General features: G+C 71.2%; 21 protein-coding genes and 1 riboswitch. Of the genes, 17 read left to right on the top strand and 4 right to left on the bottom strand.

All coding sequences use genetic code 11. The features are described 5' to 3' along the window. Nucleotides 1-65 precede the first annotated feature (65 nt). The 11 genes from dacB to ACIBQ8_RS27600 all read left to right on the top strand — a co-directional run bounded on the left by dacB (nt 66) and on the right by ACIBQ8_RS27600 (nt 9,705). Entirely contained in the window at nt 66-1,481 is a 1,416-nt protein-coding gene (dacB, locus tag ACIBQ8_RS27550) for a D-alanyl-D-alanine carboxypeptidase/D-alanyl-D-alanine-endopeptidase (RefSeq protein WP_397193326.1), read from the top strand. A 47-nt stretch (nt 1,482-1,528) separates the two neighbouring features. Then, on the top strand, nt 1,529-2,605 hold the full coding sequence (locus tag ACIBQ8_RS27555) for a zinc-dependent metalloprotease (RefSeq protein ID WP_397193327.1): 1,077 nt from the start codon (nt 1,529-1,531) through the stop codon (nt 2,603-2,605). 51 nt (nt 2,606-2,656) lie between these two features. After that, entirely contained in the window at nt 2,657-3,661 is a 1,005-nt protein-coding gene (gene tilS, locus ACIBQ8_RS27560; RefSeq protein WP_397193328.1) for a tRNA lysidine(34) synthetase TilS, read from the top strand. 10 nt (nt 3,662-3,671) lie between these two features. Next, on the top strand, nt 3,672-4,223 hold the full coding sequence (hpt, locus tag ACIBQ8_RS27565) for a hypoxanthine phosphoribosyltransferase (RefSeq protein WP_352318606.1): 552 nt from the start codon (nt 3,672-3,674) through the stop codon (nt 4,221-4,223). 238 nt (nt 4,224-4,461) lie between these two features. Continuing rightward, nucleotides 4,462-6,456, top strand: coding sequence for an ATP-dependent zinc metalloprotease FtsH (ftsH, locus tag ACIBQ8_RS27570; RefSeq protein ID WP_352358549.1), 1,995 nt, complete (start codon nt 4,462-4,464; stop codon nt 6,454-6,456). Further along, entirely contained in the window at nt 6,453-7,031 is a 579-nt protein-coding gene (gene folE, locus ACIBQ8_RS27575) for a GTP cyclohydrolase I FolE (RefSeq protein WP_352318609.1), read from the top strand. Before ftsH ends, folE begins: the two co-directional genes overlap by 4 nt. 117 nt (nt 7,032-7,148) lie before the next feature. After that, entirely contained in the window at nt 7,149-7,955 is an 807-nt protein-coding gene (gene folP, locus ACIBQ8_RS27580; protein WP_352358846.1) for a dihydropteroate synthase, read from the top strand. Beyond that, nucleotides 7,952-8,398, top strand: coding sequence for a nuclear transport factor 2 family protein (locus ACIBQ8_RS27585; RefSeq protein WP_352318611.1), 447 nt, complete (start codon nt 7,952-7,954; stop codon nt 8,396-8,398). The genes folP and ACIBQ8_RS27585 overlap by 4 nt, the downstream gene beginning before the upstream one ends. Then, entirely contained in the window at nt 8,388-8,753 is a 366-nt protein-coding gene (folB, locus tag ACIBQ8_RS27590) for a dihydroneopterin aldolase (protein ID WP_397178505.1), read from the top strand. The genes ACIBQ8_RS27585 and folB overlap by 11 nt, the downstream gene beginning before the upstream one ends. Then, complete coding sequence (gene folK, locus ACIBQ8_RS27595) at nt 8,750-9,253, top strand: 2-amino-4-hydroxy-6-hydroxymethyldihydropteridine diphosphokinase (RefSeq protein WP_352358556.1); 504 nt, start codon at nt 8,750-8,752, stop codon at nt 9,251-9,253. Before folB ends, folK begins: the two co-directional genes overlap by 4 nt. After that, a complete protein-coding gene (locus tag ACIBQ8_RS27600) occupies nt 9,250-9,705 on the top strand; it encodes a DUF3180 domain-containing protein (RefSeq protein ID WP_352358558.1) in 456 nt (151 codons plus the stop codon). The genes folK and ACIBQ8_RS27600 overlap by 4 nt, the downstream gene beginning before the upstream one ends. Here ACIBQ8_RS27600 and ACIBQ8_RS27605 read toward each other — a convergent pair. Both ACIBQ8_RS27605 and ACIBQ8_RS27610 read right to left on the bottom strand, forming a co-directional pair. Next, a complete protein-coding gene (locus ACIBQ8_RS27605) occupies nt 9,702-10,772 on the bottom strand; it encodes an acyltransferase (RefSeq protein ID WP_397193329.1) in 1,071 nt (356 codons plus the stop codon). The two genes, ACIBQ8_RS27600 and ACIBQ8_RS27605, sit on opposite strands and share 4 nt — an antisense overlap. Beyond that, the gene (locus tag ACIBQ8_RS27610; RefSeq protein WP_397178507.1) at nt 10,769-11,914 is read right to left on the bottom strand and encodes an NADH-quinone oxidoreductase subunit D; all 1,146 of its coding nucleotides are present in this window, start codon (nt 11,912-11,914) and stop codon (nt 10,769-10,771) included. Before ACIBQ8_RS27610 ends, ACIBQ8_RS27605 begins: the two co-directional genes overlap by 4 nt. Nucleotides 11,915-12,037: 123 nt before the next feature. Between ACIBQ8_RS27610 and ACIBQ8_RS27615 the strand changes: the two genes are divergently transcribed. Next, the gene (locus tag ACIBQ8_RS27615; protein WP_397193330.1) at nt 12,038-12,721 is read left to right on the top strand and encodes a DoxX family protein; all 684 of its coding nucleotides are present in this window, start codon (nt 12,038-12,040) and stop codon (nt 12,719-12,721) included. 3 nt (nt 12,722-12,724) lie between these two features. Here the strand turns inward: ACIBQ8_RS27615 and ACIBQ8_RS27620 are convergent, their stop codons facing one another. After that, a complete protein-coding gene (locus ACIBQ8_RS27620; protein WP_397193331.1) occupies nt 12,725-14,020 on the bottom strand; it encodes an aminotransferase class V-fold PLP-dependent enzyme in 1,296 nt (431 codons plus the stop codon). A gap of 46 nt (nt 14,021-14,066) precedes the next feature. Continuing rightward, nucleotides 14,067-14,182, bottom strand: a riboswitch (SAM riboswitch). Between the two features lie 75 nt (nt 14,183-14,257). Here ACIBQ8_RS27620 and ACIBQ8_RS27625 point away from each other — a divergent pair. Continuing rightward, a complete protein-coding gene (locus ACIBQ8_RS27625) occupies nt 14,258-15,457 on the top strand; it encodes a cytochrome P450 (protein WP_397178510.1) in 1,200 nt (399 codons plus the stop codon). On the opposite strand, the gene ACIBQ8_RS27630 is transcribed toward ACIBQ8_RS27625, so the two are convergent. Next, entirely contained in the window at nt 15,441-16,403 is a 963-nt protein-coding gene (locus ACIBQ8_RS27630) for an SAM-dependent methyltransferase (protein ID WP_397193332.1), read from the bottom strand. The genes ACIBQ8_RS27625 and ACIBQ8_RS27630 overlap by 17 nt on opposite strands. A gap of 194 nt (nt 16,404-16,597) precedes the next feature. On the opposite strand from ACIBQ8_RS27630, the gene ACIBQ8_RS27635 reads away from it, so the two are divergent. The 4 genes from ACIBQ8_RS27635 to ACIBQ8_RS27650 all read left to right on the top strand — a co-directional run bounded on the left by ACIBQ8_RS27635 (nt 16,598) and on the right by ACIBQ8_RS27650 (nt 21,513). Further along, a complete protein-coding gene (locus ACIBQ8_RS27635; protein WP_352358570.1) occupies nt 16,598-16,822 on the top strand; it encodes a chaplin family protein in 225 nt (74 codons plus the stop codon). A gap of 334 nt (nt 16,823-17,156) precedes the next feature. Beyond that, nucleotides 17,157-18,047: a DUF2520 domain-containing protein gene (locus tag ACIBQ8_RS27640; protein ID WP_352318630.1), complete on the top strand. Its 891-nt coding sequence runs from the start codon at nt 17,157-17,159 to the stop codon at nt 18,045-18,047. Nucleotides 18,048-18,069: 22 nt separating this feature from the next. After that, entirely contained in the window at nt 18,070-18,903 is an 834-nt protein-coding gene (gene panC / locus ACIBQ8_RS27645) for a pantoate--beta-alanine ligase (RefSeq protein ID WP_397193333.1), read from the top strand. 84 nt (nt 18,904-18,987) lie between these two features. Beyond that, the gene (locus ACIBQ8_RS27650) at nt 18,988-21,513 is read left to right on the top strand and encodes an L-aspartate oxidase (protein WP_397193334.1); all 2,526 of its coding nucleotides are present in this window, start codon (nt 18,988-18,990) and stop codon (nt 21,511-21,513) included. Nucleotide 21,514 lies beyond the last annotated feature (1 nt).

A 21,514-nucleotide genomic window follows, 5' to 3' on the forward strand; every position in this document is an offset into this window, starting at 1 on the left:
CCCCGGGAAGTCCCGGCTGGGCGTTAATGTCTCGTAGGCGAACACCAGGAGAGAGGTCAGGCGACGTGGCGCGGCACGAGCGTTCGATGATGCTGGCCACTCTCGCCGTGCTCCAGATCGTCACGATCGTCATCGGCGTCTACGCCATGACCAGCGACTTCAACCTGAGCGCGCTGACGAGGCAGCCGTCACCGATCGGGCCGACGGCGTCTCCCCGGGGAATCCCCCCCGCCCCCGTGGTCACCTCGGGGCCTGTGCTGGCCCAGCTTTCGGCGACGTCAGGAGACGGACCTCTCCCGACTAAGAGTACTTTGACCCGCCAGCTCACCGACGCGCTGGGTGACAAAGCACTGGGCGGCCGGGTGGGCGCGGTCGTGCTCGACGCCGCCACCGGCGCCCGGATCTTCGCCTCCAACCCCGACACGGGCATCACCCCGGCCTCCACCAACAAGGTCGTCACGACCACGGCGGCGCTGGCCTCGCTGGGCCCCGACACCCGCTTCTCCACCCGCGTCGTCCAGGGCCGCGCGCCCGGCGCGATCGTCCTGGTGGGCGGCGGCGACCCGCTGCTGGCCGGGCCGTCGGCCAGGCCCGGCTACCCCAAGCAGGCCTCCCTCGCCACCCTGGCCGCCCGGACCGCCGCCGCGCTGAAGGCCAAGGGCGTCAGGAAGGTCACGCTCTCCTACGACGACAGCCTGTTCACCGGGCCGGCCATCGCGCCCGGCTGGAAGCCCAACTACGTGCCCGACGGCGAGGCGGCCCCCGTCCACGCCCTGGCCATGGACGAGGGACGCCAGCGCCCCGGCGCCCGGCCCCGCGTGCCCGACCCGGCCGCGTACGCCGCCGCCGCCTTCGCCCGGCTGCTGCCCAGGTACGGCGTCACCGTCGCCAAGGACGTCCGCCAGGAGCGGGCCGCGGCGGGCGCCGCCGAGCTGGGCAAGGTCGACTCCGCGCCCCTGTACGCCCTGGTCGAGCACACCCTGACCCACAGCGACAACGACATGGCCGAAGCCCTGGCCAGGCACGTCGCCATCAAGGAGGGCAAGGAGGCGTCCTACGCCGGGGCCGCGGAGGCGGTGATCGGGGTCATGCGGCGGCTCGGCGTGACCAAGGGCGTCAGCGTCGCCGACGGCAGCGGCCTGTCCATCCGCAACCGGGTCAGCGCCGACGCCATGGCCAGGATCATCGCCATCGCCGGCTCGGCCGGGCATCCCGAGCTGCGGGCCGTCGACTCGGGCATGCCGATCGCCGGTTTCTCCGGCACGCTGGGCAACGGCAAGCGCTTCACCCGGGCCGACAGCAAGGGCCAGGTCGGCCTCGTCCGCGCCAAGACCGGCACGCTGAACAACGTCAACACCCTGGCCGGCCTGGCCACCACCAAAGACGGCCGGCTGGTCACCTTCGCCTTCCTGGCCGACGACGTGCCGGTGAACGCCGAGCCCGTGCTCGACAGGCTCGCCGCGATCGTCGCGCGATCCTGAACGCCGCTTCTTCGCAGGCGTGACGAGAACAACGTACGGTGGACGTCATGCAGGTGATCGACTGGGATCTGGCCGTCACGACCGGCACGCGCCTGGTGCGCCCCGGTCCTCAGGTGAGCAAGGAGGAGGCCAGGCAGGCCGTCGCCGAGCTCCGCACGCTGTCACGTGAGGCCGAGGGCCACGTGCGCGAGTTCACGAAGATCCACACCGAGACCGCGCCGCAGCCCGCGACCATCGTCGACCGGCCGGGCTGGATCAAGGCCAACGTCGAGGGCTTCCGCGTGGTCCTCGAACCGCTGACCCAGCGCATGGGCGGCGGAGCCAACCCGCCGCCCGCCATCGTCACCGCGGTGGGCTCGCGCATCACCGGCGTCGAGGTCGGGGCCGTCCTCGCCTTCCTCGCCTCCCGGGTGCTCGGCCAGTACGAGCTGTTCCTGCCGCCCGACCCGACCGGCCAGGAGCCGACCGGCCGGCTGACGCTCGTGGCGCCCAACATCGTCCACGCCGAGCGCGAGATGAACGTCGTGCCCCGCGACTTCCGCCTGTGGGTGTGCCTCCACGAGGAGACCCACCGCGTGCAGTTCACCGGCGTCACCTGGCTGCGCGAGTACGTCAGGTCGCAGATGACCGAGTTCCTGCTCGCCTCCGACCTCGACCTGCCCACGCTCCTCGACCGCCTGCGCAACGCCGCCGACACGGTGGCCGACGTGGTCAGGGGCGGCGAGGGCAACCTGATCGACGCCATCCAGTCGCCCGCCCAGAAGGAGATCCTCGACCGCCTGACGGCCGTGATGACCCTGGTGGAAGGCCATGGCGACTTCGTCATGGACGCCGTGGGCCCCTCGGTGGTCCCGTCGGTCTCGGAGATCCGCGCCAAGTTCGCCCAGCGCCGCGAGGGCGGCTCCCGGCTCGACCGCACGGTGCGGCGCCTGCTGGGCATCGAGGTCAAGATGAAGCAGTACGCCGAGGGCTCCGCGTTCGTCCGCAAGGTGGTCGACCGGGTCGGCATGGACGGCTTCAACAAGGTCTGGACCTCCCCGGAGACCCTGCCCACGACCCCCGAGATCGCCGACCCCGACGCCTGGATCCACCGCGTCATCGGCACCCCGGCCCTTCCCGCCTGACCGTCCCTTCCCGGTTGCCGTGACGTGCGGCAGGTCGCGGCAGCCGGGACAATGGCTCCTGTGGGTCCCCGTCCAGCCGTCGCCGACGTGCGCCGGGCCGTCCGCGAGGCGCTGGCCGACCTCGCCGGCACCGGCGCGCTGGTCCTGGCCGCGTGCAGCGGCGGCGCCGACTCGCTGGCCCTGGCGGCGGCGCTGGCCTTCGTCGCCCCCCGCGCCGGCCTGCGCGCTGGCCTGCTCACGGTGGACCACCAGCTCCAGCCGGGCTCGGCCGGCCGCGCCCGGCAGGTCGCCGGCATCGCCGCCGGTCTCGGCCTGACCCCGGCCGAGGTGCTCACCGTCACCGTCGGCGCCGACGGCGGCCCGGAGGCCGCCGCCCGCGAGGCCAGGTACACCGCGCTGGCCGAGGCGGCCGACCGGCTGGGGGCCGCCGCCGTCCTGCTCGGCCACACCCGCGACGACCAGGCCGAGACCGTCCTGCTGGGGCTGGCCAGGGGGAGCGGCCTGCGCTCGATCTCCGGCATGGCCGCCCGCGCGGGCCGCTACCGCCGGCCCTTCCTCGCCCTGCCCAGGGCCACGACGGTCGCCGCCTGCGCCGCCATGTCCCTCGCCCCCTGGGACGACCCGCACAACGACGACCCCCGCTACACCCGCGTCCGCGTCAGGAAGCGCATCCTGCCGATGCTCGACGAGGAACTCGGGCCGGGGGTGGCCGAGGCGCTCGCGCGGACCGCCGCAATGGCACGGGAGGACGCCGACGCCCTCGACCAGTGGGCCGAATCGGCGTTCCCGAATTGCGCTCTTAGCGATATCGGAGAGGCGGTCGTCCTGTCCGTTCCCGAGTTGGAGAAACTGCCCGACGCCGTGCGCCGAAGGGTGCTGCGGCGCGCGGCCATCGCGGCGGGCACGCCCTCCGGCGCGCTTTCCGCCACCCACGTGCTGGCGGTCGATCGGCTGGTCACGCAATGGCACGGGCAGAAGGCGGTCGATCTACCCGGAGGTCTGTCCGCAGTTCGGCGGTATGGCACCCTGATACTCGCCATCAGTCCCATCGTTTAAGGAACCACAGGTGGACGCTGCCGACATGGGCAAAGACCTGGAGAAGGTCCTCATCCCCGAGGACGACCTCCAGGCCAAGATCAAAGAGCTTGCCGGGCGCATCGACGAGGACTACGCGGGCAAGGACGTCCTGCTCGTGGGCGTGCTGAAGGGCGCGGTCATGGTGATGGCCGACCTGGCCAGAGCCCTGCACGTGCCGGTGCAGATGGACTGGATGGCGGTGTCGTCCTACGGCGCGGGCACCAAGTCCTCCGGCGTCGTACGGGTGCTGAAGGACCTCGACACCGACATCTTGAACCGCCACGTCCTCATCGTCGAGGACATCATCGACTCCGGCCTGACCCTCCACTGGCTGCTGGAAAACCTGAAGTCGCGCAATCCGGCGTCGTTGGAGATCTGCGCCGCGCTGCGCAAGCCGGACGCGGTGAAGGTGCCGATCGACGTGAAATACGTCGGCTTCGACATTCCCAACGAGTTCGTCATCGGCTACGGGCTCGACTACGCGGAGCGCTACCGCAATTTGCCGTTCATCGGAACGCTCGCGCCGCACGTTTATAAGTAGTAATCCCGGCCATGGCCGGGAACATCGCGCAACGTGACGTACGTTGATAGGGCAAGACCGGTGTAGCGGGCGGGTCCCTCCGTGCGCCGTGCCGGTGTACCTTCAGACTCCGGAAGGGTGACCGCAAGTCCCCTTCGGGTAGTCAGAAGTCGCGGTGTCGGATGCCGCGGCCCCGGGCCAGCCCGGGGTTCCAGGCCATGGTCAGGAAGGGACGGGCCCGCAAGGGGTTCCGCATCGGATGGATCTCAAGCGATTTACACGTGGGCCACTGCTGTGGATCCTGGGCATCGTCGTGCTGCTCCTGCTCGTCACCCAGCTCTGGAGCGGCGGGGGCAATTTCAAGCAGGCCGACACGTCCACGGTCCTCCAGCAGATTCGCGCCGGCAATTTCACCAGCGCCAAGGTCGTCGACAAGGACAATCGGGTCGAGCTCACCCTCATCAAGCCGATCGTCGTCCGGCCGGGTGACGCCCCGGCGAAGCTGATCCAGTCCAACTGGGTCAGCGGCTACGGCGCGAAGCTGACCGACGAGCTGCAGGCCCAGGTCGACGCCAACAAGACGAAGAGCTTCACCACCGAGGTGCCCCAGGAGAACTTCCTGCTCAGCATCCTGGTGAGCTTCCTGCCGATCGTCATCATCGTGCTGATCTTCCTGTTCATCATGAACCAGATGCAGGGCGGCGGCTCCCGGGTGATGAACTTCGGCAAGTCGAAGGCCAAGCTCATCACCAAAGACACCCCCAAGACCACGTTCGCCGACGTCGCCGGCGCCGACGAGGCCATCGAGGAGCTCCAGGAGATCAAGGAGTTCCTGCAGGCCCCGGCCAAGTTCCAGGCGATCGGCGCGAAGATCCCCAAGGGCGTGCTGCTCTACGGCCCGCCCGGCACCGGCAAGACCCTGCTGGCCCGCGCGGTCGCGGGTGAGGCGGGCGTGCCCTTCTACTCGATCTCCGGCTCCGACTTCGTCGAGATGTTCGTCGGCGTCGGCGCCTCCCGCGTGCGCGACCTGTTCGAGCAGGCCAAGGCCAACGCCCCCGCGATCATCTTCATCGACGAGATCGACGCCGTCGGCCGCCACCGCGGCGCCGGCCTGGGCGGCGGTCACGACGAGCGCGAGCAGACCCTCAACCAGCTGCTCGTCGAGATGGACGGCTTCGACGTCAAGGGCGGCGTCATCCTCATCGCCGCGACCAACCGGCCCGACATCCTCGACCCGGCGCTGCTGCGTCCGGGCCGTTTCGACCGGCAGGTCACGGTCGACCGTCCCGACCTGGAGGGCCGCAAGGGCATCCTCAAGGTCCACGGTCGCGGCAAGCCGTTCGCGCCCGACGTCGACCTCGACGTCATCGCGCGCCGCACCCCCGGGTTCACCGGCGCCGACCTGGCCAACGTGATCAACGAGGCGGCCCTGCTCACCGCGCGGGCCGACCAGAAGCTGATCACGATGGAGGTCCTCGAGGAGTCGATCGACCGTGTCATGGCAGGGCCCGAGCGCAAGTCGCGGGTCATGTCCGACAAGGAGAAGAAGATGATCGCCTACCACGAGGGCGGTCACGCGCTGGTGGCGCACGCGCTGCCCAACTCCGACCCGGTCCACAAGATCACGATCCTGTCCCGCGGCCGCGCGCTCGGTTACACGATGACGCTGCCGATGGAGGACAAGTTCCTGGCCACCAGGTCCGAGATGATGGACCAGCTCGCGATGCTGCTCGGCGGCCGCGCGGCGGAGGAGCTCGTCTTCCACGAGCCCACCACCGGCGCCTCCAACGACATCGAGAAGGCCACGGCGGTCGCCCGCCGCATGGTGACCGAGTACGGCATGAGCGAGCAGCTCGGCGCCCGTAAGTTCGGCACCGGCCAGGCCGAGGTCTTCCTCGGCCGCGAGATGGGCCACGAGCGCGACTACTCCGAGAAGATCGCCTCCTCCATCGACGAGGAGGTCCGCCGGATGATCGAGACGGCGCACGACCAGGCCTGGGACATCCTGGTCGAATACCGCGACGTGCTCGACAACCTGGTGCTGGAGCTCATGGAGAAGGAGACCCTCTCCCGCGAGCAGGTCCTGCAGATCTTCGCCCCGGTGGTCGTCAAGGAGCACCGGCCCTCGTACGCGGGCTACGGCAAGCGGCTGCCCTCCGACCGCCCGCCGATCCTGACCCCGAAGGAGCAGTCGGCCAACGGCTCGCTCACCTCCGGTCACCAGGACGCCTTCCAGTCCGGGGACAGTGCGTGACCCAGCACGAGGTTGACCTGGGGCGGATCGAGAAGGCCGTACGCGAGATCCTCTACGGCATCGGCGAGGATCCCGACCGCGACGGCCTGCTCGAAACGCCCGCCAGGGTCGCCCGCGCGATGGCCGAGCAGTTCTCCGGGCTCGGCCAGACCCCCGAAGACGTGCTCAACAAGGTCTTCGACGTCGACCACGACGAGATGGTGCTGGTGCGGGACATCGAGGTCTACTCGACCTGCGAGCACCATCTGGTCCCGTTCCACGGCGTGGCCCACGTGGGCTACATCCCCAACGAGCGCGGCCAGGTGACCGGGCTGTCCAAGCTGGCCCGGCTGGTCGACGTCTTCGCCCGCCGTCCGCAGGTGCAGGAGCGCATGACCTCGCAGATCGCCGACGCTCTCATGCGGGTGCTGGAGCCGCGCGGGGTCATCGTGGTGGTCGAGGCCGAACACCTGTGCATGACGATGCGCGGCGTGCGCAAGCCGGGGGCCAAGACGGTCACGTCGGCGGTCCGCGGCGACTTCCGTACCAGCGACAAGACCCGCTCCGAGGCGATGGCGCTGATTCTCGGCAGGTGACGATCGTTATCCACAACTGGGGACCCGAGATGTCGGCAGGTGTGGGGGAACGCCTAGGCTTGCCCCATGACTAGCGTGCCCATCAACGTGCCGGGCGGTACGGAGCGGTGCCTCGTCATGGGCGTGGTCAACGTGACCCCCGACTCCTTCTCCGACGGCGGCCTGTGGTTCGACGAAGAGGCCGCCGTCCGGCACGGGCTCGACCTGGTGCGGGAGGGGGCCGACATCGTCGACGTGGGCGGTGAGTCCACCCGTCCCGGCGCCGCGCGGGTGTCGCTGGAGGAGGAGCTGGCCAGGGTCGTCCCGGTGATCCGGGCGCTCGACGCCGAGGGCGTGGCCGTCAGCGTCGACACGATGCGCGCCGAGGTCGCCAGGGCCGCGGTCGAGGCGGGCGCCAGGCTCGTCAACGACGTCAGCGGCGGCCTGGCCGACCCGGAGATGCCGCGCGTGGTCGCCGCGACGGGAGCGCCCTACGTGGTGATGCACTGGCGCGGCCACAGCCATGACATGGACAGCCGCGCCGTCTACGCCGACGTCGTGACAGAGGTGCGCGAGGAGCTCAGCAAGCGGGTCGATCTCGTGCTGGCCGAGGGGGTGTCCCCCGAGCAGATCGTGCTCGACCCCGGCCTCGGCTTCGCCAAGAACGCCGAGCACAACTGGGCGTTGCTGGCCGGCATCCCGCAGCTCGCCGAGCTGGGCTACCCGCTGCTGATCGGAGCCTCGCGCAAGCGCTTCCTCGGGCGGCTGCTGGCCGGCCCCGACGGCGCGCCCCGCCCGTTCAGCAGGAGCGACGACGCAACGCTGGCGGTCACCGCGCTGGCGGCTCAGGCGGGGGCCTGGTGCGTGCGCGTGCACGAGGTAGGTCCCAATGCCGATGCCGTGCGCGTGGCGGCCGCATGGAAGAGAGCCGGAGCAGGCACATGAGCGTCGACACCGCCGCCATCGAGACGGTCAACCAGGAGTTCTACACCGCGATCGAGAGCGCCGATCTCGACAAGATGACCGAGATCTGGGCCGAGGACACCGCCGACGACCAGGTGAGCTGCGTCCATCCGGGCTGGACGTTGCTGACCGGCCGGTCGGAGGTGCTGCGGTCGTGGGCGCTGATCATGGCCAACACCACCTACATCCAGTTCGTGCTGACCGACGTCAACACCACCGTGCTGGGCGACGTGGCCGTGCTCACCTGCGTGGAGAACATCCTGACGGCGGGCGAGGAGGGTGAGTCCAGCTTCGCCGCGGGCAAGGTGGTGGCGAGCAACGTCTACATCCGCACCTCGCAGGGCTGGCGGTTGTGGATGCACCACGGCTCCCCGGTGCTCCAGGGAGACGACGACGAGGACGAGGAGGGCGAGCTTGAGGTCTGACCGCATCGCTCTCAAGGGCCTGCGGGCCAGGGGCAGGCACGGCGTGCTGCCCGCCGAGCGGGAGCTCGGCCAGGAGTTCGTGATCGACGCGACGTTGTTCCTCGACACCGCCCCGGCGGCGGCCGGCGACGACCTCACCAAGACCGTCCACTACGGCGAGCTGGCCCAGGCGCTGGTGGAGGTGGTCGAGGGCGAGCCGGTCGAGCTGATCGAGACGCTGGCCCAGCGGCTGGCCGACGTCTGCCTGGCCAGTGAGCTGGTGCACAGGGCCGAGGTGAGTGTGCACAAACCGGCGGCGCCGATCCCGCTGCCGTTCGACGATGTGATCGTGACGATCGAGCGGAGCCGCGCATGAAGGCCGTCCTCGCTCTCGGCAGCAACCTGGGCGAGCGGTTCCAGACGTTGCAGGGAGCCATCGACACGTTGTTCGACGCCCCCGGCCTGGAGTTCGTCAAGGTGTCCCCGGTCTACGAGACCGACCCGGTCGGGGGGCCGGGAGGCCAGGAGCCGTACCTCAACGCGGTCGTCGTCGCCGAGACCGCGCTGCCGCCGCGTACGCTGCTGGAGCGGGCGCTGGGCGTGGAGAACGCCTTCGGCCGGGTGCGTGCGGAGCGGTGGGGGCCGCGTACGCTCGACGTCGACCTGATCGTCGTGGGCGAGACCGTGTCCGACGACCCCGAGCTGACGTTGCCGCATCCCCGCGCCCACGAGCGCGCTTTCGTGCTGGTGCCCTGGTCGGTGATCGACCCCGAGGCCACGGTGCCGGGCCGGGGCCGGGTGGCCGACCTGCTGGCCGAGCTCGACCGGCACGGCGTGCGCCTGCGTGACGACCTGAAGCTGCAGAGGCCCGATTGAAGCCGACGCATCCCGGCCGGCTGGCCGCTCTCCTGCTCGTCGTCGCCCTGGTCGTCTGGGCGGCGGTCCGGCATTTCTACTCCGACCTGCCCATCATGCCCTGGACGGCCATCCCGACCGTGCTGCTGCTCGCCCTCGGCGAGGGTTACAGCGGGTGGGTGACCAAGGCCAGGATCGCCAGGAAACCCGACACCAAGCCGGTCGAGCCGCTGGCGGTGGCCCGGCTGGCGGCGCTGGCCAAGGCGTCGGCGTACGCGGGGGCGGTGTTCGCCGGGATGTTCGCCGGGTTCGCCGCGTACACGCTGCAGATCTTCGACCGGGAGACGCCGCGCTCGGAGTTCTTCGTGGCGGCCGGGTCGTTCGTGGCCTGCGTGGTGCTCGTCTGCGCGGCCCTGTACCTGGAGCACTGCTGCCGGATCCCGAAGGACTCCGACGAGCGCAAACCCGACTAGCGGCGGCGGCCGAAGAGGTAGATGACCGGCAGCGTGCAGATCAGCGGCCCGACGATGGCGATCGGCCGTTCCAGCCACCACTTCAGGTCGGGCGGGATCTTCGTGCCGAGGCTGCCGAACAACCACCACGACAGCCCTAAGGCGATCGCCATGCCGGTCGTGTGGAACAGGAACAGCGGCAGGGCGTAGCGGTTGATGAAGGAGTTGGCGCGGGCCCAGCGGGGGCGTTCGAGCACGCGTTCCATGGCCGGGCGCAGCACCTCGACCAGGCCGATCTGGAAGATCAGCAGGGCGACGATGACGAACGTGGGCGGCGCCATGTTCGACCACTTGTCGCCCGGCACGCCCACCATCGAGCCCGGGTAGATGCCCGAGTAGACCAGGCCGATCAGGGCGAACAGGCCGGTCCACAGGATGCCGACGTCGTACCGCCGGGGCAGGACGACGATCCGGTCGTAGAAGAAGCCCGCCTGGTGGGCCAGCCCCCAGACGATGATCATGTTGAGCCAGCCGGCCCACTCGTAGCCGTAGCGGAAGCGCACGACGTCGACGACCAGGGCCGAGCCGCCGAGCCAGATCAGGGCCAGCACGTCGTAGCGCCGGTGCAGCCACAGGGCCACCGGCAGCAGCGCGATCAGCACCAGGTAGACGCCGAGGAACCACAGCGGGCTGAGCACGAGCAGCACCACCCGCCACATCCACTCCACGTGGAACGCCCAGGTGACGACCGCCCCGACGGAGATCCACACGCCGCACAGGAACAGCGCGGGCAGGGACAGCGCGCGGATGCGCCGCCAGACGAACGCCCCGATGCCGACGCCGCGCGCCTGGGCCCGGTTCCAGGACAGCAGGTGCACGTGGCCGCCGACGTAGAAGAACAGCGGCAGCACCTGGAGCAGCCAGGTCAGGATCCACAACCCGGAGGTGAAGCCGAGCGGGCTGGTGGGCTCGGGCCCGCTGGGCTTCCACTCCAGGATCGTGAACGCCCAGTGCCAGACCACCACGACGATGAGGCTGAGGGCGCGCAGCCAGTCGACGTACTTGTCGCGTTCGGGAGCGGTGCTCACTTGTCGATGTCACCCACGACGAAGAACATCGAGCCCAGAATGGCGATCATGTCGGCCACCAGGTTCCCCGGCAGCAGCTCGCGCAGCGCCTGGACGTTGCCGAACGACGCCGAGCGCAGCTTGAGCCGCCACGGCGTCTTGTCGCCCTTGGAGACCAGGTAGTAGCCGTTGATGCCGAGCGGGTTCTCGGTCCACGCGTACGTGTGGCCCTCGGGCACCTTGAGCACCTTCGGCAGGCGCTGGTTGACGGGCCCTGGAGGCAGCTCGCGCAGCCGGGCGACGCACGCGTCGGCCAGGTCGAGCGAGACCTTGAGCTGCTCGAACAGCACCTCGAACCGGGCATGGCAGTCGCCGTCGCGCCGGGTGACGACCGTGACCGGCAGCTCCCCGTAGGCCAGGTACGGGTCGTCGCGCCGCAGGTCGAGGTCCACGCCGGAGGCGCGGGCGATGGGCCCGCTGACGCCGTACTGGAGGATCTGCTCGCGGGTCAGCACGCCGACGCCCTTGGTGCGGGCGAGGAAGATCTCGTTGTTCAGGATGAGGCCCTCGATGTCGGGCACCCGGCGGCGGGTCTCGGCGACGGCCGCGGCGACCCGGTCGAGCCAGCCGAGCGGCAGGTCCTCCTTGAGGCCGCCGACCCGGTTGAACATGTAGTGCATGCGGCCGCCGGAGATCTCCTCCATGACGGCCTGGATGCGCTCGCGCTCGTCGAAGGCGTAGAAGACGGGGGTGATCGCGCCCAGTTCGAGGGGGTAGGAGCCGAGGAACATCAGGTGGTTGAGCACCCGGTTGAGCTCGGCCAGCAGCGTACGCGCCCACACGGCCCTGACCGGCGTCTCCATGCCGAGCAGCCGTTCGGCGGCCAGCACGACGCCCAGCTCGTTGGCGAACCCCGACAGCCAGTCGTGCCGGTTGGCGAGCATGATGATCTGACGGTAGTCGCGGACCTCGAACAGCTTCTCCGCGCCCCTGTGCATGTAGCCGATGATCGGCTCGGCCGCCTCGATGCGCTCGCCGTCGAGGGTGAGCCGGAGCCTGAGCACGCCGTGCGTGGAGGGATGCTGGGGGCCGATGTTGAGGATCATGTCCTCGGTCGCCAGCTCCTTCGCGCCGGCGCCGATCCCGACCACGCGTTCCTTCATAGGGCCCATGCTGCCACCGTCCCACGGGGTGATCCAGCGTGGGGGATGGTCAAGGAATCGTATGGCAACGCATCCCGAAGCCAGACATGGGGATCAATACCGGGAACGGGGGGAGAAAGCACTGTGAAGAGAGTCCTGTTTGATGTGGCGGCCCTGATCTCCCGGGTGGTACTCGGTGTGATCTTCGTGGCGCACGGCTGGCAGAAGTGGCAGGGCGGGCTCGGTGCCGCGGCGGGGCAGTTCCGCGAGATGGGCGTGCCCATGCCCGAGTTGTCGGCCGGATTCGCCGCCATCGTCGAACTGGTCGGCGGCGCCCTGTTGATCCTCGGCCTGCTGGTCCGGCCGGTGGCGTTGCTGCTGCTCATCGACATGATCGGCGCGATCGTCTTCGTGCACGCGGGCCATGGGGTGTTGTCGCAGACCGGGGGATGGGAGCTGCCGGGCGCGCTCGGGGCGCTGTCCCTGATGCTCGCCGCGCTGGGCGGCGGCCGCATCGGCCTCGACGGCATCTTCCACTCGACGTACCGCCGCCGCAGGGAACGCCAGATCGCCGAGGACGACCTCGCCGCGCACCGGCCGGCCCGCCGCGCCGAGCCGACGACGGTCGTCACCGAGGGGCCGGTCGCGCAGGCCGGGCCCGAGGGCGGCCCGACGACGCCGGCCCGGCCCGCAGGCGAGGCCGAGCAGCCCAATGTGCCGCGGCAGCCCAACGCGCCGCGTCCCGGGCACCTCAACGACGAGGACATGCGGGACATCGACGCCCTGGTGTCCGACGAGCCGCACCAGCAGAAGCCGCCCAACCGCTGAGCCTCAGCGGCTGACCAGGTCGCGCAGGGCCTCGATCAGGCGGTCGACGTGCTCCTGCGTGCTGCCGATGCCGATGGAGGCGCGCACCGCCGAGGCGGTGCCGTCCTCGCAGCCCCCGTCCGAGGTGCCCAGCAGGTGCCGGACGAACGGGTGCGCGCAGAACTTCCCGTCCCGCACGCCGATGCCGTACTCGCCGGACAGCGCCTCGGCCACCTCCCGGGCCGAGTAGCCGTCCACGACGAACGACACGATCCCCACCCGCGGGTGGTCCTCGCCCCACAACGACAGCTCGCGCACCCCGTCGATCGAGGCCAGACCGGTGCGCAGCCGGGCGATCAGGCGCTCCTCCTCGCGCACCAGCTCCGTCCACCCCGTGGCGGTGAGCGCGTCGCAGGCGGCGGCCAGGGCGATGGCGCCGAGCACGTTGGGGGTGCCGGCCTCGTGGCGGGGCTCGGGGTCGTCGTGCCACTCGGTGGTCTCGCCCACCGAGCGCACCGCGCCGCCGCCCTTCAGGTACGGCTCGCCCGCCGCCAGCCAGTCACGGCGTCCGATCAGCACGCCGGCGCCGAAGGGCGCGTACAGCTTGTGGCCGGAGAAGGCGACGTAGTCCAGGTCGAGCGCGGTCAGGTTGAGCCTGCGGTGCGGGACGAGCTGGGCCGCGTCCACCAGGATCCGGGCGCCGTGCCGGTGGGCGATGTGGGCGAGGGCGGCGATGGGCCACAGCTCGCCGGTGACGTTGGAGGCGGCGGTGACCACGAGCAGCTTGGGGCCCTCGATCCCGGCCAGCGCCTCGTCGGCGGCGCGGACGGCCGCGCCGGGGAAGGCGGGCGGCGCCAGGCGCACGGACCGCTCCCAGGGCAGCAGCGAGGCGTGGTGCTCGGAGTCGAAGACGACGACGGTCGTGCCCTCGGGCAGGCAGCCGGCCAGCAGGTTGGTGGCGTCGGTGGTGTTGCGGGTGAAGATGACGGCGTCGTCCGGGCGGGCGCCGACGAAGGCCCGGACCGTGTGGCGGGCCTGCTCGTAGCGGGCGGTGGTGAGCTGGGAGGCGTAGCCCGCGCCGCGGTGGACGCTGGAGTAGGCCGGGAGCGCGGCGGCGACGGCGGCGCTGACCGGCTCAAGACAGGGCGCGCTGGCCGCGTAGTCGAGGTTGGCGTAGCTCACCAGCCGGCCGCCCTTGACCGGCACTTCGAGGTCGGCGCCGAGCACGGCGGGGATCGACCGCCCGGAGGCGGCGGCGGGGGCGGGGGCCTCGGCGGCGGCCTGGGCGGGGACGGAGTTGAAGATCGTCAGAGTGGACACGGCACAGCTCCTCACGGGTCGGTCGGACCCCTGGAAGCAGCCACGGAGCCCGCGCTTGCCCGCCACACCTCGTGACGGACCAGGTCTTCACCCGGGGCACCCCGCCGCGGACGCGAGGGTTGCCGGCCAGCTAGCCGGGGCTTGTCGCTGGCACTCATGACCTACGACGGCACTATAACCGACACCCGGGCATGATTCGCAAGCTCAGCAGGTCAACCCGTCTCATAAGATGAAATAGTGCGCTTTGATCCCTGGAATCCGGATTTCGTCGTCGACCCCTATCCGGCGTACGACGAGCTGAGGCGCGAGGCGCCCGTCCGCTACTTCGAGCCGTCCAACCAGTGGCTGATCTCCCGGCACGCCGACGTGAACGCGCTGCTCCGGGACCGGCGGCTGGGCCGCGACTACACCCACGTCGCCACGCACGAGGAGTTCGGCCGGCAGCCTGCGCCGGAGTTCCAGGAAGCCTTCTGGCGGGTCAGCAGGAACGGCATGCTGGAGGTCGAGCCGCCGGACCACACGAGGCTGCGCCGGCTGGTGTCCAAGGCGTTCACGCCGCGCATGGTCGAGTCGCTGCGCCCGCGCGTCCGGGCCATCGCCGAGGGCCTGATCGACGCCTACGTCGAGAAGGGCGGCGGCGACCTGATCGCCGAGGTCGCCGAGCCGCTGCCGGTCACCGTCATCGCCGAGATGCTCGGCGTGCCCGAGCAGGACCGTCACCTGCTGCGCCCCTGGTCGGCCGACATGTGCGGCATGTACGAGCTCAACCCCAGCCTGGAGACCCAGCACCAGGCGGTCCGCGCGGCCGAGGAGTTCGAGTCCTACCTCAAGGACCTGGCCCGCGACCGGCTCGCGAACCCCGGCGAGGACCTGGTCAGCGCCCTGGCCGCGATCCCCGAGCTGACCCTCGACGAGCTGGCCGGCACCTGCGTGCTGCTGCTCAACGCCGGCCACGAGGCCACGGTCAACGTCACCGGCAACGGCTGGCGGGCCCTGCTGAAGAACCCCGGGGAGCTGGCCCGGCTGCGCGCCGACCGTTCGCTGCTGCCGACCGCCATCGAGGAGCTGCTGCGCTACGACACCCCGTTGCAGCTCTTCGAGCGCTGGGTGCTGGAGGACATCGAGGTGCACGGCGTGCGGATCCCGCGCGGCTCGGAGGTCGCCTGCCTGTTCGGCTCGGCCAACAGGGACCCCGAGGTGTTCGAGGACCCGGACCGGCTCGACCTGGGCCGTCCGGACAACCCGCACATCTCCTTCGGCGCCGGCATCCACTTCTGCCTGGGCGCGCCGCTGGCCAGGATCGAGCTGACGGAGTCGTTCACCGCCCTGCTGGACCGGGTCGGGACGATCGAGCTGCGCGCCGAGCCGGTCTACAAGCCGGGCTTCGTCATCCGCGGCCTGCGCTCGCTCGACCTCGACGTCACCGGCTCTGGCTGAGCCAGCCGAACCCGCCGAGCCCGGCCGGATCGATCAGCTCGCCCTCCTCCGACGCCCTCGACAACGCGCGCACGTAGCCGCGCGGATCGGTGCGGGCGAGCTCGACCGGCGGCCGGGCGCCGGTGAGGCCCAGCGCCCGCAACATGTCACGCTGTGTGGACAAGGTTGTGGATATCGCGCCGGCCCGCCGCCCGGCCTCGGCGCACGCGTCGAGCGCGACGTGGGCGGTGATGTCGCAGGTCCCGTCGGGGACGGGGGCGACGACCGCGCCGTCGCGGTAACCGGTCAGCGTGCCACAGAGCGGTCGGTTATCCACAGGGTGTGCATAATCCACGGCTATCGCCCGGCCGCGGGCGAGGCGTACCAGAACGGAGGCCCAGGCGTCGTCACGGGGACGGCCGATCTCGGCGCGGGTGCCCACGTGCGGCAGCGGCCACCAGCGGTCGAGCCACTCGCGGTCGGCGGGCCGCAGCGGGCCGCCGAGGCGCTCCTCCCCGGTGCGGGTGTTGACCATGACCAGGCGCGGGCCGCCGGAGGTCTGCTCGGCCACGTCGATAGGGATGTTGTCGAGCCACTCGTTGGCCACGGCCAGGCCGGTGATGCTGGACGGCAGGCAGCGGCGCCACTCGACCTCGTCGGGCAGGCCAGGGGGCCTGGGCGACAGGTCGACGCACGTGACCCGGAGCCGGTCGCGCAGAGCGGGCTCGGCCAGGTCGAGGACGCGGCGGACCAGCACGCCCTCGCCCGAGCCGATGTCGACCAGGTCGAGCCACTCGGGTGAGCCGAGGTCGTCGTCGACCTCCGCCAGCAGGGTCAGGATCGCCTCGGCGAACACCGCCGAGGCCCCGACCGAGGTGCGGAAGTGGCGCGAAGGGCGTTCGCGGAGGTAGAAACCCTCCTCGCCGTAGAGCGCGCGCTCGGTCGCTGCGCGCCAGGTGAGCCACATGACGCTGACTATCTCATGACTCCGGCTCTCACCACGCTAAGTCATTGATTGACTACACTTGGTCGCTACATTGCGCTAACGTTTACGTACTGTCACCGAGCGACTGCGTTTCGCCCATCCGCGGTAAGCGGCGAGCCGGATCGCTCCACCAAAGCATTGCGGCCGCAACGGCCGCATACTGAGAGGAGCCCCCCGTGAAGAAGACTCTGGTCATGGCAGGTGCCATTGCCCTGCTGGCGCTGGCGGCCCCCGCGTACGCCGACGACGTCACCCACGGCAACAACGGCATCCTGAGCGGCAGCCCGATCCACCTCCCCATCACCGCCGTCGTGCCCGTCTGCGGCAACAACATCGGCATCCAGGCCGTGCCGATCAACGGCTGTCAGGGGAGCCCCAACACCGCGGTCTACAGCCGCTGAGGCAGGGAGAGCCCGGACCGCTCGCGCGCGGTCCGGGCTCTGATCCCGGCCGGTCAGTCGGCGGATGACCGGTCAGTGCACCTCCAAGAGGTCGCATCCAGGCGGGCGTCGGGTTGTCAGGACCCGGCGCCCGTCGTCGTGCGTGGACCCCTCTCCTCATCTCTTTCGACAGGGGGTGCACGATTCGTATGCCCCTGTCGCATTTGTCGTTAACTCAACGGTCGGTAAAGCGGCGGACATGCCTGACCGCGTTCGTCGGCCCGCGACATGTGCGGCGCCGCCCGCCGGTTACGCTGGTCGGCAGTGCCATCACGGTCGACAGGGGTGAGACGTCATGGACGCAGGTGATCGCCCGGCACGGCTGACCGTCGGCGTGCTCGGCGCGGGCAAGGTCGGCTCCGCGCTCGGCGCCGCGCTGGCGCAGGCGGGCCACCGGATCGTGGCCGCGAGCGGGGTCTCCGACAGGTCGCGAAGGTGGGCCGCCGACCGGCTCGGGGTGGAGCTGACGCGGCCCGACGAGGTGGTGGCCGCCGCCCAGCTCATCCTGCTGACCGTCCCCGACGACGCGCTGCCCGACCTCGTGGCCGGCCTGGCCCGTACGGGCGCCGACCTCCAGGGCAAGCTGCTCGTCCACACCAGCGGCGCGTACGGCCTGTCGGTGCTCGAACCCGCAGCCGGCGTGGGCGCGCTGCCGCTCGCGCTCCACCCGGTCATGACCTTCACCGGCCGCGACGACGACCTCAACAAGATCACCGGCATCTCGTTCGGCGTCACCGCCCCCGACCTGCTGCGGCCGGTCGCCGAGGCGCTGGTGATCGAGATGGGCGGCGAGCCGGTCTGGATCGCCGAGAGCGACCGCGCGCTCTACCACGCGGCCCTGGCCAACGCCGCCAACCACATGGTCACGCTCATCGCCGAGTCCGAGGAGCTGCTCGGGCGCATCGGCGTCGAGCACCCGGGCCGGATGCTGGGCCCGCTGCTCGGCGCGGCGCTCGACAACGTGCTGCGGCTGGGCATCGCCGGGCTGACCGGGCCGGTCGTCCGCGGCGACGCAGGCACGGTGCGCAAACACGTCGACGCGCTGATCCTGGCCGCCCCGGAGGCCGCCGACGCCTACATCGCGCTGGCCCGGCTCACCGCCGACCGGGCGCTGGCCGCGGGGCTGCTCAAACCGGAGGAGGCGGAGCGGCTGCTCGACGCGCTTGGGGGCAATATATGGACCTGACCGTCGGGTGTGGAGGGCAGCAATGGATCTGATCGTGGCCGGCAACCGGGACGACCTGGCGAAGGCGCGCGGCACGGGCCGGGTGGCGCTGGTCCCGACCATGGGCGCGCTGCACGAGGGCCACCGGTCGCTGATCAGGGCCGCCCGCGTGCGCGCCGACCAGGTCGTCGTCAGCATCTTCGTCAACCCGCTGCAATTCGGTCCTAACGAGGATTTTTCCCGCTATCCCCGTACGTTCGACGCCGACCTCGACGTGTGCCGGGAGGAGGACGTGCACGTCGTGTTCGCGCCCTCGCCCGAGGACATGTACCGCCCCGACCGGCAGGTGAGCGTCTGCGCGGGCGAGATGGGCTCGATCGTCGAGGGCGCCTCCAGGCCCGGCCACTTCGACGGCGTGCTGACGGTGGTGCTCAAGCTGTTCAACCTGGTCCGTCCCGACGTGGCGATCTTCGGCCAGAAGGACGCCCAGCAGCTCGCCGTCATCCGCCGCATGGTGGCCGACCTCGACCTGGCCGTCGAGATCGTCGGCGCGCCCACCGTGCGCGAGCCCGACGGCCTGGCCCTGTCCAGCCGCAACCGTTACCTGTCGGCGCGCGACCGCACGGTGGCGCTGGCCCTGTCCCGCGCCCTGCGGGCGGGCGCGGCCGAGCTCACCGCCGGCGCGATCCGCTCCACCGCCCGCGCGGTGCTCGACGAGGCCGGGCCCGACCTCGACCTCGACTACCTGGCGCTGGTCGATCCGGCGACGTTCAAGGAGGTCGACGACTCCTACGAGGGCTCGGCCGTGCTCGCCGTGGCGGCCCGGGTGGGCGGCACCCGGCTGATCGACAACGTCGTGCTGAGCCTTCGTCACTGATCCGTAGGGCGCCCCCGGGGCATGTCCATGCTGCGGGAGGCGTTATCGTCATAGTGACGAAATCGCCTCAGTGAGGAGACCCCCATGAGTGCACCGGCGATTCCCCGGCGTCTGACGGCCCCCGAACCCGGCTGGACGGTCGAGGCGGACGTGGTCGTCGTCGGCTCCGGCGTCGCGGGCCTGACCGTGGCGCTGCGTCATGCCGAGCTGGATCCCGCGGCCAAGGTCCTGGTCGTCACCAAGGACGTGCTGTCCGCCGGGTCCACCAAGTGGGCCCAGGGGGGCATCGCCGCCGTGCTCGACCCGCGCGACACCCCCGAGGAGCACCTGAGCGACACGTTGCTCGCCGGGGTCGGGCTGTGCGACACCAGGGCCGTACGAACCCTGGTGACCGAGGGGCCGGGCGCGCTGCGGCGGCTCATGGAGCGCGGCGCCCGGTTCGACCGCACCCCCGACGGCGAGCTCCAGCTCACCAGGGAGGGCGGCCACCGGCGTCACCGGATCGTGCACGCCGGCGGCGACGCCACGGGCGCCGAGGTGCAGCGGGCGCTGGTCGAGGCGGTGCGCGCCGGCTCGATCGAGGTGATCGAGCACGCGCTCGTGCTCGACCTGCTCAAGGACGCCCGCGGCCGGGCCAGGGGAGTGACCCTGCACGTCATGGGCGAGGGCGCCCGTGACGGCGTCGGGGCGGTCCTGGCGCGGGCGGTCGTGCTGGCCACCGGCGGCATGGGCCAGGTCTACGCCGCGACCACCAACCCGGTCGTGTCCACCGGCGACGGCGTGGCGCTCGCGCTCAGGGCGGGGGCGGTCGTGCGCGACATCGAGTTCGTGCAGTTCCACCCGACCGTGCTGTGGCTGGGGGAGGGCTCGACGGGCCAGCAGCCGCTGATCTCCGAGGCGGTCAGGGGCGAGGGCGCCTTCCTCGTCGACCACGAGGGCAACCGGTTCATGCAGGGCGTGCACGAGCTGGCCGACCTGGCCCCGCGCGACATCGTGGCCAAGGCGATCACCAGGACCATGCGCGAGAGCGGCCGCGACCACGTCTTCCTCGACGGCCGCCACTTCGGCAGGGACAAGTGGGAGAGCCGCTTCCCCACCATCTACGCCGTCTGCCGGGAGCACGGCATCGACCCGGTCACCGAGCCGATCCCCGTCTCCCCGGCCGCCCACTACGCCAGCGGCGGCGTCCGCGCCGACCTGTCCGGCCGCACCTCGATCGAGGGTCTGTACGCCTGCGGCGAGGTGGCCTGCACCGGCGTCCACGGCGCCAACCGGCTGGCGTCCAACTCGCTCCTTGAGGGCCTGGTCTTCGCCGAGCGCATCGCCGAGGACATCCACCGGACGCGTCCCGAGCCGGGCGAGCCGGTCGACGGGCGGGCCGCGACGGGCCTGGTGGACCCGAGGGCCAGGCCCAGGATCCAGGCGCACATGAGCGCCGGCGCCGGGGTGCTGCGCAGCCGCGCGTCGCTGCAGGCCACGTCGAAGGCGCTGCGCGACGCGCTCTGGACGCCGGTCGAGGTGCCCGCCTGCACCGAGTCGTGGGAGGCGAGCAACCTCCTCACCGTCGCCGCCGTCCTGACCGGCGTGGCGGCGGCCAGGCTGGAGACGCGCGGCTCCCACTGGCGCGAGGACCACGAGAGCCGCGACGACAATGAGTGGCTGGGCCACCTGGACGTGACCCTGACCGAGGAGGGCCTTCGCATGACGTACACCCCGCACGGCGAGGCGATGCCGCCGCGGCTGGCGCAGGAGCTGACCGCCGCCGGGCTCGACCCGGCCGAGGTCGACGCGCTGATCGACCGCGCGCTCGAAGAGGACCTGCAGGAGGCGGGCGACGTGACCAGCCTGGCCACGATCCCGGCCGAGCAGCGTTCGGCCGCCGACGTGGTGGCCCGCAAGGACGGCGTGGTGGCCGGGCTGGCCGTGGCCGAGGCGGTCTTCCTGCGGCTGGGCGCCGCTCGCGCCGAGCGGCGGGCCAAGGACGGCGAGCGGGTGGCGGCCGGCGACGTGCTGATGACGGTCGAGGGCCCGACGCGGGCCGTGCTGACCGCCGAGCGCACCGCGCTCAACCTGCTCACGCACCTGTCCGGGGTGGCCACGCTGACCGCCAGGTGGGTGGCCGCGATCGAGGGCACGCGCGCGCGGGTGCGCGACAGCCGCAAGACCCTGCCGGGTCTGCGGTCCCTGGAGAAGTACGCCGTGCGCTGCGGCGGCGGCGTCAACCACCGCATGTCGCTGTCGGACGCGGCCCTGATCAAGGACAACCACGTGGTGGCGGCCGGCGGCGTGGCCGAGGCGTACCGCGCGGTGCGGGAGCGTTTTCCCGAGGTGCCGATCGAGGTCGAGATCGACCGGCTCGACCAGCTGGAGCCCCTGCTGGACGAGGGCGCCGAGGAGATCCTGCTGGACAACTTCACGGTCGAGGACACCGTACATGCCGTACAAATCGTGAAAAGTCGGGCGAAAAACAGGGTTGCGCTTGAAGCGAGTGGGGGATTGACCTTGGAATCGGCTCGTGATGTGGCTGAAACTGGCGTTGACTACCTTGCGGTGGGAGCGCTCACCCACTCGGCGCCGGCCCTGGACATCGCACTGGATTTGCGGGGGTAAT

Source organism: Nonomuraea sp. NPDC049646 (assembly GCF_044465525.1).
Taxonomy (GTDB): Bacteria; Actinomycetota; Actinomycetes; order Streptosporangiales; family Streptosporangiaceae; genus Nonomuraea.

Coding starts and splice junctions, on each gene's coding strand:
- ACIBQ8_RS27555 (WP_397193327.1), top strand. CDS start 1,529: ATGCAGGTGATCGACTGGGATCTGGCCGTCACGACCGGCACGCGCCTG.
- tilS (WP_397193328.1), top strand. CDS start 2,657: ATGGCTCCTGTGGGTCCCCGTCCAGCCGTCGCCGACGTGCGCCGGGCC.
- ftsH (WP_352358549.1), top strand. CDS start 4,462: ATGGATCTCAAGCGATTTACACGTGGGCCACTGCTGTGGATCCTGGGC.
- folP (WP_352358846.1), top strand. CDS start 7,149: ATGGGCGTGGTCAACGTGACCCCCGACTCCTTCTCCGACGGCGGCCTG.
- ACIBQ8_RS27585 (WP_352318611.1), top strand. CDS start 7,952: ATGAGCGTCGACACCGCCGCCATCGAGACGGTCAACCAGGAGTTCTAC.
- folK (WP_352358556.1), top strand. CDS start 8,750: ATGAAGGCCGTCCTCGCTCTCGGCAGCAACCTGGGCGAGCGGTTCCAG.
- ACIBQ8_RS27610 (WP_397178507.1), bottom strand. CDS start 11,914: ATGAAGGAACGCGTGGTCGGGATCGGCGCCGGCGCGAAGGAGCTGGCG.
- ACIBQ8_RS27630 (WP_397193332.1), bottom strand. CDS start 16,403: ATGTGGCTCACCTGGCGCGCAGCGACCGAGCGCGCGCTCTACGGCGAG.
- ACIBQ8_RS27640 (WP_352318630.1), top strand. CDS start 17,157: ATGGACGCAGGTGATCGCCCGGCACGGCTGACCGTCGGCGTGCTCGGC.
- panC (WP_397193333.1), top strand. CDS start 18,070: ATGGATCTGATCGTGGCCGGCAACCGGGACGACCTGGCGAAGGCGCGC.
- ACIBQ8_RS27650 (WP_397193334.1), top strand. CDS start 18,988: ATGAGTGCACCGGCGATTCCCCGGCGTCTGACGGCCCCCGAACCCGGC.